Here is a 13,059-nt window from a genome sequence, read left to right as displayed (position 1 = left end):
TTAGCTTTTAGCAATTTATGAAATGTAAATATATGAAATCTGTTTGTTTTGATAAATTATATATTGCTAAATTAATATATATTCTATTTGAATGCTCCTATTTTATATTTTTGAAATTCTTCTTTAACTTCTTCAATAATAGCTTCGTCATCAATAGTTGAAGGAATTTGATAGTCAGTGCCATCTACAATACTTCTCAATAATTTTCGTAAAATTTTTCCTGAACGAGTTTTAGGTAATCGTTCTACTACAACTACATTTCTTAAGCTAGCAACTGCTCCTATTTGGGTTCGTACTAATTGAACTATTTCATGTTCTAATTGGAAGTTTTCCATTAGTTCACCTGTTTTTATTACTACTAATGCTAATGGAATTTGACCTTTTAGCTCGTCATTTATTCCGATTACAGCACATTCGGCAACAGTCTCATGAGAAGATACAATTTCTTCCATTTCTGCTGTTGAAAGTCGATGACCTGCAACATTTATAACATCATCTACTCTACCTGTTATGAAAATATAATTATCTTCATCTTTAAAACCACCATCACCAGAAAAATAATAGCCTGGAAATTTATTTAAATATCCTGCTTTAAATCTTTCATTATCTTGCCATAAATCTAACAGTGTTCCAGGTGGCAAAGGTAATTTTATAACTACATACCCTTCTTCGTTTGGTCCAACTTGTTCTCCATTTTCATCAAAAATTCTGATATCATATCCTGAAACAGCTTTTCCTGCAGAACCTGGTTTTATGGGTAGATATTCAACGCTCATCATGTTTGAAATCATAGGCCAACCCGATTCAGTTTGCCACCAATGATCAATGGCCGGAATTGGAATATGTTTTTGATACCATTCTAAAGTGGCAACATCACAACGTTCACCTGCTAAAAACTGAGTTCTTAAACTGCTTAAATCGTATTGTTTAATAAATTCTCCATTTGGATCTTCTTTTTTGATAGCTCTAATCGCTGTTGGAGCGGTGAACATTACATTGACTTTATGTTCAGCGATAACTCTCCAAAATGTTGAAGCGTCTGGAGTTTTTATTGGTTTTCCTTCAAAAATGATGGTTGTATTTCTATTTAATAATGGGCCATAAACGATAAAACTGTGTCCAACAACCCAACCAACATCTGATGCAGCCCAAAATATTTCACCTTCTTTTACACCATATATTTTTTGCATTGAAAATTTAAGTGAAGTTGCATAACCTCCTGTATCTCTGACAATTCCCTTTGGCTTTCCTGTTGTTCCTGAAGTGTATAAAACATATAAAGGATGTGTTGCATTTACGACCACACATTCTGCTTCATCAGAACCATAAACTAAAGCATCATAATCGACATCGTATTTCTTAAACGGAACTCTTGCTCCTAATTTTCTATTAAAAACTATAACTTTTTTAGGCTTATGTTCAGCTAAAGTTATGGCTTCATCAACCATTGGCTTATAGGCAATTACTCTGTCAACTTCTATTCCAGAAGAAGCGGTTATAATTACTCTTGGTTTGCAATCGTCAATTCGAATTGCTAATTCGTGAGGTGCAAATCCCCCAAAAACTACGGAATGCGTTACTCCAATTCGAGCACAAGCTAACATAGCAAAAGCAGCTTGTGGAATCATGGGCATGTAAATAATAGCTGTATGACCTGCTTTTAATCCTAATGATAATAAACCACCAGCTAATTTAGCTACTTCTGTTTTTACTTCGTTGTATGTATACTTTTTTACAGTTTGTGTGACAGGTGAATCAAATATCATTGCAATTTGTTCTCCAAATCCATCTTCAACATGTTTGTCTACAGCTAAATAACACATATTTAGTTCACCATCTTTAAACCAAAGCGGATAATCGTTATTGTCTTTTGATAAAATAGTTTCAGGGTTTTTATACCAATCTAATTCTTTTGCTTGTGCTTCCCAAAATTGTTCAGGTGAATCAATACTTTGAGAATAAATTTCATTGTAACTCATTACTATATATTACTTTGAGGTTGTGTTAATTGTATATAGTAAATATAAAAAAAATCAGAATGCAATATGGAAAAATGTTGCTAATTAAGTATAGCTTTTATAACTCCACCAACTCAAAAACCTTATCCACTACATTCTTTACGGAAAAAGGTTTGGTTAAATAAGCGTCAGCACCAAGTGATAATCCTTTTTCAATGTCAGAAGTCTTATTTTTGGCAGAAAGAAAAATAACTTTAGTATGATTCAGGTTTTTATCTTTTTTAATTTGTTCTAATGTTGCATAACCATCAACCATTGGCATCATAACGTCCAAAATAATAACATCAGGGAAATTTGATTTTAAAATATCCAATGCTTCTTGTCCGTCACGAGCTATAAATACTTCAAAGTTATTTTTCTTGAAAGTGTATTCTAATGCCATTATGATGTTTGGCTCATCGTCAACTAGTAGTATCTTTTTCATATTTATGCTGAATTTATTTCAGTATCTTTTGTTGATTCTATTGGCAAAGTAAATGAAATATTTGCACCATTCATACAATTATCTACCCAAATATTTCCATTGTGATGTTCTATAATTTGTTTACAAATGGCTAAACCTAACCCACTTCCAACCGGTTTTTTAATATTTTGATTGGTTGATTGATAAAATTTATCGAAAATAGCCTCAAAATCATCTGTATTTATTCCTTTTCCATTATCTATAACGGAAGTTTTTACAAAATCGTTTTCAATTTTACATTGAATTGTGATTTTTCCATCCGTTTCTGGGCAAAATTTAATTGCATTTGATAATAAATTAGTAATTACCTGCACTATTCTATCTTCATCATAATAACAGAAAACCTTATCATTACTTGTGATTTCTATACAAATTGATTTGTTCTTAATCAACTGTTGCAAAGGTTCAATCGATTTTTTTATAGTTTGTACTAAATTATTATTTGTGGGATGAATCGTTTGTTTTCCAGTTTCAAATTTCTCTAAATCTAGAATTTTATCAATCAAACGGTTTAATCTATCAGATTCTGAAATGATATTCTGCAAAAATTGTTTTTTAAGTTCTTCCGGAATTTCATCATCATCGTGTAAAATCTCACTAGCTGCACGAATAGCTGTAATTGGAGTTCTTAATTCGTGAGTTACAGTATCCAAAAATTCATCTTTTTGTTTGTCTTTAATCACTAAGTTTTCATTGGCATTTTTGAGTTGTGATGATATCTTTTTCAATTCATTAGAAGTTTCGGTCAACTTTTTATTGATGATGATATTTTCTTTAGATTCTTCTAAGATCTTCAAAACTTCAGGTAAAGTTACCTTTTCTTCTTTTACAACACTTGAAATTAAAATTCGAGCCGAAGCAGTTCCGATATGACCTGTCAATAAATTTTCTGCAAATTTGACTAATCTAGCATCAGCTAATTCTTCAGTAATATCTACGTTATACTTTGTATTGAAAATATTTAAGGCTCTTTTGGTTCGTTCTTCACCCAAAAATCGAATTAGCACTTTTTTGATATCACTTGTGTATGCTGTTCCTTTCCATACAAAAGCGTTTTCGTGATTAGTTATGTATTTGTCTATATCAACGTACATTTCTGCATAATTTCTTTCTCTGTAATTTCCTTTAAAACTAACTGAAACAGCAAAATAGACCAAAGCATTAAATAATAAACTCCAAAATAAAGCGTGAGGAACAGGTTGTAAATAATCTAATCCAAATAATTGAAAAGGTTTTAATAATTGAATTTGAAACAAACCTTCATTAACAAAAGTGCTTGATGAACTTGAAATTCCAATAGCATACGGAATAAGTAACGTATATAAACATATCGAAAATCCAATTAAAATAGACCAAATTGCTCCTAATCTTGAACCTCTTCTCCAAAATATAGCTCCAAAAAAAGCTGGTGCTAATTGTGCTATAATGACAAATGAAATTAAACCAATGGAAACTAAATTATAATCTAAAGCGAAAAAACGATAAATAAAATAAGATAAAATTATTATAGAGAAAATTCCGATTTTTCTAATGTTTACAATCTTTTTGTTGTTGATGATTTGTTCTTCATTTTTTAATTTTCCCAAAAAAGTATAAGGAATTAAAACGTTATTACTCAACATAGTCGACAAACTAATACTCGAAACAACAATCATAGAAATTGCAGCAGAAAATCCTCCTAAAAAAACCATAATAGTTAGGACTTCATTATTAAACAATTGAGGTATTAATAATGAATAGGTGTCTGCATTTACATTTTTCCCTTCAAATAAAACATTTCCGCCCCAAGCAAGTGGATAGACAAAAATATTAAACAATAATAAATACAGAGGAAACAACCAAATAGCAGTTTTTAAATGTTTTTCTCTATTATTTTCGACAACTGACATGTGAAATTGTCTAGGTAATAAAAAGATAGCAAACAATGAAACCATACATAAAAAGAACCAATTGATTCCTTGCGTAAGTCCTCCTATTTTATTCTTTTCTTCAAAACCATCAAGTTGAGATGCTTGTTGGTAAATATCTCCAAAACCATCAAATACAAAATACGTTACATAAATTCCAATAATGATAAAGAATACTAATTTTAAGATACTTTCCATTGCAACAGCCATAACGATTCCTTTTCTTTTTTCGGATGCATCTACATAACGAGTTCCATAATAAGAGGCAAATAAGGCTAAAGCAATAGCAACATAAGTAGTTGTATCGTTAAAAATTAAAGAGGAAGAACTTGTTTTTGTAACTAAATGAAATGTTTCAGCAATGGCTTTTAATTGTAAAGCTACATAAGGTAAAATTCCAAAAAGACATACAACCGTTACAATTGCTCCTAAAAACCGACTGTTTCCATAACGAAGCGAAATAAAATCGGCTAAACTAGATACATTGTTAACTCTTGAAATTCGAATAATTTTTCGCATAACAATTATCCAGGCAGGAATTATACAAATTGGTCCTATATAAATTGCCAAATAACTTAAACCTGAATTAGCAGCAACTCCAATACTTCCATAGTATGTCCAAGCTGTGCAATAAACGGCTAATGACAAAGTATAGATATAGGAATTATTTGTCCATTTTAAATTGCCTTTTTTTTCTGCCCAATGAGCAATGTAAAAAAGGAAACCTAAATAAGCTAATAAAATTAAAATAAGACTTATGCTACTCATAATAACGATTTACAACTAACATAGAAATTAATACTGAAAGTAACCAAACAGAAAATATATAAATATAAATTACAGGAAAACCAAGCAATACGTTTGAACTATCAAACAACAATAATATTGGCAAATTAAATGCAATTAATAAAGTTATAGTTAAAACAATAAGTTTTTGTTGATGCCTTTTTTTCATATAATTTTTAAAAATTCTTTGAAGTAAATATATTAATATTTTTTTGAATTAAAACCTAAAAAATCCCTACTCTAATAATTTAAGAGTAGGGATTTACTTAGTTTTAACCAATAAACTAATTTTTTAATGTCCAGTTGCTTCTCCTGCTCCTGATGGAATTCTAATATTTTCTACAATATCTTGTACTTCTTGTGGTGGTGCAGGTGTAAAACTTTTTACTGCAAAAGCAACAATAAAGTTTACAACCATTGCAACAGATCCAAATCCTTCTGGAGAAATTCCAAACCACCAACTAGCTTTTAAACCATCAACAGCTTCTTTTCCTCCATCAAAAATTCCAAATTTGAATTTTAACATATAGAAAAGCATTAATAAAAGTCCTACTATCATTCCTGCAACAGCTCCTTCTTTGTTCATTTTTTTATGGAAAATTCCTAAAATAATAGCTGGGAAGAATGAAGCAGCAGCTAGTCCGAAGGCAAGTGCCACAACAGCAGCTACAAATCCCGGTGGATTTATTCCAAAGTATCCTGCAATTATTACAGCTACAGCAGCAGCTCCACGTGCAGCCCAAAGTTCTCCTTTTTCAGAAATATTTGGGTTAATCATTTTCTTAATTAAATCATGAGATACTGAAGAAGAAATTACCAATAACAATCCAGCAGCAGTTGATAAAGCGGCAGCTAAAGCTCCAGCAGCAACTAAAGCAATAACCCAGTTTGGCAATTGTGCAATTTCAGGATTAGCTAATACCATGATATCATTATCAATAGTTAATTCACTTCCTTTTAAACCTTTTGCAGCTTGAGCCGCTAAGAATTCTTCATTTTTAGATTTATCATTATAATATTGAATTTTTCCGTCACCGTTTTTATCTTCAAACTTTAATAAACCTGTTTTTTCCCAATTGGTAAACCAAGCTGGCATAGTTGCGTATTCTTTATTGCTAACCGTTTCAATTAAATTGGTTTTAGCAAAAACAGAAACAGCAGGAGCAGTTGTGTATAAAATAGCAATTAATAATAAAGCCCAACCTGCTGATTTACGAGCATCTTTAACTTTTTTCACTGTAAAGAAACGAACAATTACGTGTGGTAAACCTGCCGTTCCAACCATTAAAGCTAGAGTAATTGCGAATACATCAATCATTGATTTTGAACCACTTGTGTATTCAGCAAAACCTAATTCTGTAGATAGGCCGTTTAATTTATCTAATAGATAAACATTTCCTTCACCAACAACCGTTCCACCCATTCCTAATTGTGGAATCACATTTCCTGTCATTTGAATAGATATGAAGATAGCCGGCACCATAAAGGCAAAAATCAAAACGCAATATTGTGCTACTTGTGTATAGGTAATTCCCTTCATTCCTCCTAAAACTGCGTAAAAAAGAACTATAATCATTCCAATTACTACTCCTGTGTCAATATCAACCTCTAAAAATCTCGAAAACACTAGTCCTACTCCACGCATTTGTCCAGCCACATAAGTAAACGAAACAATTAAGGCACAAAATACTGCTACAGTTCTTGCAGTGTTAGAGTAATATCTTTCCCCAATAAAATCAGGTACCGTAAATTTTCCAAATTTTCTTAAGTAAGGAGCTAATAATAATGCTAGAAGCACATATCCACCAGTCCAGCCCATAAGGTAAACCGCACCATCATATCCCGCAAAGGAAATAATTCCAGCCATTGAGATAAAAGAAGCAGCAGACATCCAATCGGCAGCTGTTGCCATTCCGTTTGCTAAAGGAGAAATTCCTCCACCAGCAACATAAAATTCTTTAGTTGACCCAGCACGAGCCCAAATTGAAATTCCGATATATAAAGAAAATGTAATTCCTACGATTATGTAGGTCCAAGTAAGTACATCCATGATATTTTTTGTTTAGTTTATTAGTTAATTATTCGTCAAATCCGTATTTCTTGTCTAATTTGTTCATCAATCGTACATAGACAAAAATTAATACGACAAATACATAGATTGAACCTTGTTGGGCAAACCAAAATCCTAAGGGAAATCCACCAATTTTGATTTCGTTTAAAACGTCTTTGAATAAGATTCCAGCTCCATAAGAAACCGCAAACCAAATACTTAATAAAATTAGAAGGTATCTTAAATTTTCCTTCCAATACGCAGTTGCGTGTTTTTGTTTATCGCTCATAATATTTATAGTTTAATTAGTTAGGTTTTATAGGTAAATCATTGCTTGAACTGTGAAAGTATTTACAGCTTTGTTTGAAGCATATTTTAAAGATTGATATTCTAAAGTTATTTTTGAGTTATGACCACTAAAGTAAAAGTTAGTTCCAACACCAACTTGATTAGCATTATCGTTTAAGGCATCAATTTTTCTAGCATCATAAGACAAATAAGGCTGAATTTTAGTTGTTTTCTTTGATGGAAGTACATAACCAACATGTCCATGTAATAATGTTCCAGTTTCATAAGTTGTTCCTAAAGTAAAATCTTTTCCATAATCATTATTTTGAAACATGGCATAAGCTGTTATTGCTCCTCCATTAGCACCAATTGGAGCATCATAAAATACATCAGCAGCTAATATTTTTACATCTTGACCACTTAAATTTCCTGAAGCATCTGCAACCACAGAACCACTTGGATGAACAAAAAACCCTGCTCCTACATTAAATACTTTTTTTCCTCCTAAATAAGTTCCGACTTTGTAAGGTAAAAAGTTACTTTCACTATCTTTTAATGCATATTCAAAATAACCAGCAAAGTTTTTTCCAGCATCTCTTGAGCCTAATAATCTTCGACCTGTATAAGTTGCTGCACCACCATTTACAGGAACAGTTGCAGCTTGCAAATTATTTGTCATTGCTTCATTTATAGAAACTCTGTATTGAAATTTATCAATTGCACCTTTAGCATAAAAACCAATATGTCTAGCAAATTGATCCGATAATCCTAACGTAGCCCATGCTTGACGTTGGTTATCCAATGTCATAATATTTAAAGTACTTTGATTGTTTAAACGAGAAATTCCATTCCAATAATGCAAACCACCTCCAATAGCATGTTCTTTTCCTAAACTATATTGTGTCCAAACATCGTGTAGAAAAAATTGAGAAGATTCACCTTTTCCAGTTGGAGTTAGGTTGTTGGCATTCAAACTATTTAATCCGAAATGAGTTAAAATTAAAAAATCTTTATTGATTTGAGCATACATCAAAACACGTGCTCTTCGTACATTGAAATTCAATTTGCTATCAGTAACAGGAACATCATCATTATATTGAGCTTGCACTTGTGCCCATGAAATAATTCTAAAATACTTAGAGCCATCTTCATTAATATTGACCTTTAATCCTCCTCCATAATCAGGAGAGCCTTGAGAAAAAGCTATTGTAGTCAATAAAAATAAAGCTAAAATGGGTAATTTTTTCATAATTTTAGTTTGGTTAGTTTTTTGTTTTCGCTTGACCAAAGTCTAAAATTTTGTTAATGAAAAAAATTATGATATATATATATGTAAAGTAGTATAGTTAATCCTTAAAGCGCTCCCACTTAATAAGCATGAATTTATCACCTAGCTCGGTTATTATCATACCTGCACCAGATAACAATTCTTTGTTTGAAAGGAATTCTACAAGCTCTTGATGTTTAAATATTTTATATGTTGGATGATAATTTGGATGTGGTGGTTTTTTTATTTTAAACTCTTTTACCCAATTACTAATAGAAACGTGTGAAACACCTATAATTCGCTCTATTTCACGATAACTTAATCCTTCTAAATATAACTGTAAAGCTTTAGTTACATAGTAATCATCAATTTTTTTACCCAACTTATTTACAGTGAAATAATAGTTGCATTTTTTACACAAATAACGTTGTCTTTCTTTAATAATTCCGCTCTTAACAACTTTATCATTTTGGCATTTTGGACAGGCATTTATTTCCATATATAAAAATTTTGCATAAATATATTAAATTAGCAATTATAAAAATGATTTTAATATAATTTTTTTATGTTTTTTTTATGAAGTTTATAATTTTATACTGAAAAAAATAAAGCATTACTATTATTGTATACTAAGTACAGTTTAGTTGATCCATAAAAAAAATTAAAATTTAGCTAAAACATTAAATCAAATTCATTACAATATTTGCTTAAATTTTACGTAATTTGTAAAAACTATCCACAAAAATGCAATTTAATTGTCAAGAAACAGACGAAACTGTTTTATACAAACTACTTACAGGAACTATAATTCCAAGACCAATTGGTTGGATTTCAACAATTGACGATATCGGAATCAATAATCTTGCTCCTTTTTCGTACTTCAATATGGTTTCAAGTGATCCACCTTGTGTAATGTTTTCAACTCGTAGAGATAATAATAAATATAAGGACACTTTGAATAATGTATTGAAAAATAATGAGTTTGTTGTAAATTTAGTAACACTAGATGTTGTTGAGCAAATGAATGCAACTTCTGCTTCAGTTGACGCTTTAACTGATGAATTTGAATTGGCAAAACTAACACCAATTGATTCTGTATTGGTTAAACCGAAAAGAGTTAAAGAAAGCCTAGTTCATCTGGAGTGCGAAAAAATTCATCATTACTTTATAGATAACGAAACCAATGGTGGTGCTTGTGTCGTGATTGGTAAAATAAAAATCATACATATTGATGATTCTATATTAAAGGATAATAATCACATTGATTTAGACAAATACAATCCTGTAGCACGTTTGGCAGGATCAAATTACGGAACATTAGGAGAAATTTTTTCAATAAAAAGAGCATAAAATGACAACAGAAAAATTAGAAATTGAAGTAGCAATGCAAATTCAGAAACCCGTTCATCAGGTTTTTGACGCTATTATTAATCCGGACACGATGAGCTATTACTTTATTTCTAAAAGTACTGGAATGATGGATGAGGGAAGTGAATTGATATGGAATTTTCCAGAATTTGAAATGGATTGTCCTGTTAGAGTTGGAAAAATTATTAAAGATGAATATATTTCATTTTATTGGTTAGTAGATGAAATTGAGCTTTTAGTTGAAATGACTCTAACTGAAAAAGAAAACAATTCTACTTTGGTTACAATTACTGAAAAAAGCAGAGATAACGATTTAAAAGGATTGAAATGGCTTTCAGGAAATTCTTTTGGTTGGGCTAACTTCTTAACTTGTTTAAAAGGATATTTAGAATATAGAATAAAATTAAGAAAAGGAGCATTTGACTTTATGAGAGAAGAAAATCAATGTTCTTTTGAAAAATAATTATTTAAAAAGTTACTTTATAATTCAGATTAAAAATTCAGAATTCTAAAAGAAATTCTGAAACAAAATTCACAGAATACTTTTTATCAATTAAGTTAGTGAAGTAAATAAATTCAGAATAAAAATGAAAATAACAGTAATTGGTGGTGGTCCAGGTGGATTATATTTTTCTATTTTAACTAAAAAAGCAATGCCTGATTGTCAAATTGATGTTTACGAACGTAATCATCCTGATGATAGTTTTGGTTTTGGAGTAGTTTTTTCAGATGAAACTTTAGGTGAATTCTTAAAAAAAGACATGAGATCATACGAGTTAATTCGGAGTAAATTCGCCTATTGGGATGACATAATTATTGCTCGTGATGGACAAGAAGTAAGCATTGCTGGAAACGGTTTTTGCGGTTGTTCTAGAAAAACACTTTTACAATTACTTCATCAACGTTGTGAAGAAGAAGGAGTAAATCTTCATTTTGAAGCCAATGTAGAAGATTTAAACCAATTTGCTGATTCAGATGTAATTGTAGCTTGTGATGGTTTATCAAGCCTAACCAGAACACAATTTGAATCAGATTTCGGAACAAAAGTAGAACTAAAGAAAAACAAATTCGTTTGGATGGGTTCTACAAAACCTTTAGATGCATTTACGTATTTCTTCAAGCAAACGGAACACGGAGCTTTTGCAGCACATACCTATCAATACGAAGAAGGAATGAGTACTTGGATTTTTGAATGTGCACCTGAAACTTGGGAGAAATTCGGATTCGATACATACAACGAAGAAGATACAGTTCAAAAATTACAAGAATTATTTAAATCCGAATTAGATAATCATGGTTTAATCACCAATAAATCGCACTGGAGGCAATTTCCGCATGTAACGAATGAAAATTGGTATCATAACAACATCGTTTTATTAGGAGATGCAAAGGCTACAGCCCACTACTCTATTGGTTCTGGAACAAAATTAGCCATGGAATCTGCTATTGCTTTATCCGATTCAATTATTGCAAATCCAAATAATATTCAAACTGCTTTTCAAAACTATGATAAATCAAGAAGAAATATCGTAGAAATGATTCAGTACGCTGCCAATGTTTCCCTGGATTGGTTTGAAAACATGGACAGACATATTCAACATCCATTTTATCAATTTGCTTTTGGATGCATGACGCGTTCTAAAAAAGTTACTTATGAAAATCTACAAATTCGTGATAAATCATTTACCGATAAAGTTTTACATGAGTTTAATGACAATGTCAATGACAAAAATCAATCGGCAGCATTTTCGATTTTCAAATTAAGAGATTTAGAATTACAAAACCGAATTGTATTATCTCCAATGGGTCAATATTCAGCAGAAAACGGCTTAGTAAACGATTGGCATTTTCAACATTATTCTTCAAGAGCAATTGGTGGTTTAGGTTTAATTTTAACCGAAATGACTGCAGTTTCAGAGACTGGACGTATTACTTTAGGCTGTACAGGTATTTACAATGAAAATCAAATAGTTGAATGGAAACTTATTAATGATTTCATTCACAAAAACACACAAACAAAAGTCGGAATTCAATTAGGACATTCAGGTCGAAAAGGTGCTACAAAAAAACCTTGGGAAACCGAAGATTTAAAGGATAAATGGGAATTACTTTCAGCTTCTCCTATTTCATTCAATGAAAATTTCAGCACTCCAAAAGAAATGAATTTGGAAGACATGGATTTGATAACTTCTCAATTCGTTCAAGCGACAAAAAATGCTGACAAAGCTGGGTTTGATATGATTGAATTACAAGCTCATCACGGATTTTTATTGGCTTCTTTTCTTTCACCTTTAACAAATATCAGAAAAGATGAGTTTGGAGGAAGTATCGAAAATCGTTTAAAATTTCCATTACGAGTTTTCAATGAAATGAGAAACGCTTTTCCAAAAGATAAACCAATGTCAGTCCGAATTTCAGCAACCGATTGGGCAGAAAACGGAATTTCAGAAGAAGATGTTTTAACTATTGCAACAGCTTTCAAAAACGCTGGAGCAGATATTATAAATGTTTCTACAGGAAATACAGTAACCAATCAAAAACCGCAAACCGGAAGAATGTGGCAAACACCTTTTTCGGATACTGTTCGAAATACAGCTAATATTCCAACAATTACAACGGGTTACATTCAAGATATTGACCAAATAAACACTATAATTCTTAACGGAAGAGCTGATTTAGTAGCTTTAGGAAGACCTTTGTTATTAGACCCAAATTTTGTTAGAAACGCTCAAGCTCACGAAAAATTTCAAGCAAACGATATTCCAAATCAATACAAAATGGGAATTTCTCATTTATATCCTTTAAAAGTTTCTGAAAGAAAACAAGTTGAAGGAATGAAAAAGGCTTTGAAACCTAAAAGTAATAAGATATAAAAACAACCCTTCCAGAGTTTAAAACTCTGGAAGGGTTTT

At 31.1% G+C, this 13,059-nt stretch carries 11 protein-coding genes; 3 read left to right on the top strand and 8 right to left on the bottom strand.

What is annotated here, in order from left to right:
• Positions 1–83 precede the first annotated feature (83 nt).
• The 8 genes from AAC008_RS00525 to AAC008_RS00490 all read right to left on the bottom strand — a co-directional run bounded on the left by AAC008_RS00525 (position 84) and on the right by AAC008_RS00490 (position 9,278).
• Complete coding sequence (locus tag AAC008_RS00525) at positions 84–1,979, bottom strand: acetate--CoA ligase (protein ID WP_339886770.1); 1,896 nt, start codon at positions 1,977–1,979, stop codon at positions 84–86.
• A 97-nt stretch (positions 1,980–2,076) separates the two neighbouring features.
• A complete protein-coding gene (locus tag AAC008_RS00520) occupies positions 2,077–2,442 on the bottom strand; it encodes a response regulator (protein ID WP_339886769.1) in 366 nt (121 codons plus the stop codon).
• Between the two features lie 2 nt (positions 2,443–2,444).
• Positions 2,445–5,156, bottom strand: a complete 2,712-nt coding sequence (locus AAC008_RS00515; protein ID WP_339886768.1) for a sensor histidine kinase — start codon at positions 5,154–5,156, stop codon at positions 2,445–2,447.
• Positions 5,149–5,343: a hypothetical protein gene (locus AAC008_RS00510; protein WP_339886767.1), complete on the bottom strand. Its 195-nt coding sequence runs from the start codon at positions 5,341–5,343 to the stop codon at positions 5,149–5,151. The genes AAC008_RS00515 and AAC008_RS00510 overlap by 8 nt, the downstream gene beginning before the upstream one ends.
• Positions 5,344–5,466: 123 nt before the next feature.
• Positions 5,467–7,224 carry a sodium:solute symporter family protein gene (locus tag AAC008_RS00505; protein WP_339886766.1) on the bottom strand — a complete coding sequence of 586 codons (1,758 nt, stop codon included), beginning with the start codon at positions 7,222–7,224 and terminating at the stop codon, positions 5,467–5,469.
• A gap of 28 nt (positions 7,225–7,252) precedes the next feature.
• Positions 7,253–7,513, bottom strand: coding sequence for a DUF4212 domain-containing protein (locus AAC008_RS00500; protein WP_339886765.1), 261 nt, complete (start codon positions 7,511–7,513; stop codon positions 7,253–7,255).
• A gap of 27 nt (positions 7,514–7,540) precedes the next feature.
• Positions 7,541–8,761 carry a hypothetical protein gene (locus AAC008_RS00495; protein WP_339886764.1) on the bottom strand — a complete coding sequence of 407 codons (1,221 nt, stop codon included), beginning with the start codon at positions 8,759–8,761 and terminating at the stop codon, positions 7,541–7,543.
• 97 nt (positions 8,762–8,858) lie between these two features.
• Positions 8,859–9,278, bottom strand: coding sequence for a hypothetical protein (locus AAC008_RS00490; RefSeq protein ID WP_339886763.1), 420 nt, complete (start codon positions 9,276–9,278; stop codon positions 8,859–8,861).
• Between the two features lie 245 nt (positions 9,279–9,523).
• On the opposite strand from AAC008_RS00490, the gene AAC008_RS00485 reads away from it, so the two are divergent.
• The 3 genes from AAC008_RS00485 (at position 9,524) to AAC008_RS00475 (ending at position 13,020) form a co-directional block, all read left to right on the top strand.
• Entirely contained in the window at positions 9,524–10,129 is a 606-nt protein-coding gene (locus tag AAC008_RS00485) for a flavin reductase family protein (protein WP_339886762.1), read from the top strand.
• Between the two features lies 1 nt (position 10,130).
• The gene (locus AAC008_RS00480) at positions 10,131–10,610 is read left to right on the top strand and encodes an SRPBCC domain-containing protein (protein WP_339886761.1); all 480 of its coding nucleotides are present in this window, start codon (positions 10,131–10,133) and stop codon (positions 10,608–10,610) included.
• Between the two features lie 124 nt (positions 10,611–10,734).
• Complete coding sequence (locus AAC008_RS00475) at positions 10,735–13,020, top strand: FAD-dependent monooxygenase (RefSeq protein ID WP_339886760.1); 2,286 nt, start codon at positions 10,735–10,737, stop codon at positions 13,018–13,020.
• The last annotated feature ends 39 nt before the right edge of the window (positions 13,021–13,059 follow it).

Source organism: uncultured Flavobacterium sp. (assembly GCF_963975515.1).
GTDB lineage: Bacteria > Bacteroidota > Bacteroidia > Flavobacteriales > Flavobacteriaceae > Flavobacterium.
This window is presented reverse-complemented; position numbering and strand designations above follow the sequence as displayed.

Bases quoted from the DNA above. Each gene is read 5' to 3' on its own strand.
- AAC008_RS00525 (WP_339886770.1), bottom strand. From the start codon at position 1,979: ATGAGTTACAATGAAATTTATTCTCAAAGTATTGATTCACCTGAACAA.
- AAC008_RS00520 (WP_339886769.1), bottom strand. From the start codon at position 2,442: ATGAAAAAGATACTACTAGTTGACGATGAGCCAAACATCATAATGGCA.
- AAC008_RS00515 (WP_339886768.1), bottom strand. From the start codon at position 5,156: ATGAGTAGCATAAGTCTTATTTTAATTTTATTAGCTTATTTAGGTTTC.
- AAC008_RS00510 (WP_339886767.1), bottom strand. From the start codon at position 5,343: ATGAAAAAAAGGCATCAACAAAAACTTATTGTTTTAACTATAACTTTA.
- AAC008_RS00505 (WP_339886766.1), bottom strand. From the start codon at position 7,224: ATGGATGTACTTACTTGGACCTACATAATCGTAGGAATTACATTTTCT.
- AAC008_RS00500 (WP_339886765.1), bottom strand. From the start codon at position 7,513: ATGAGCGATAAACAAAAACACGCAACTGCGTATTGGAAGGAAAATTTA.
- AAC008_RS00495 (WP_339886764.1), bottom strand. From the start codon at position 8,761: ATGAAAAAATTACCCATTTTAGCTTTATTTTTATTGACTACAATAGCT.
- AAC008_RS00490 (WP_339886763.1), bottom strand. From the start codon at position 9,278: ATGGAAATAAATGCCTGTCCAAAATGCCAAAATGATAAAGTTGTTAAG.
- AAC008_RS00485 (WP_339886762.1), top strand. From the start codon at position 9,524: ATGCAATTTAATTGTCAAGAAACAGACGAAACTGTTTTATACAAACTA.
- AAC008_RS00480 (WP_339886761.1), top strand. From the start codon at position 10,131: ATGACAACAGAAAAATTAGAAATTGAAGTAGCAATGCAAATTCAGAAA.
- AAC008_RS00475 (WP_339886760.1), top strand. From the start codon at position 10,735: ATGAAAATAACAGTAATTGGTGGTGGTCCAGGTGGATTATATTTTTCT.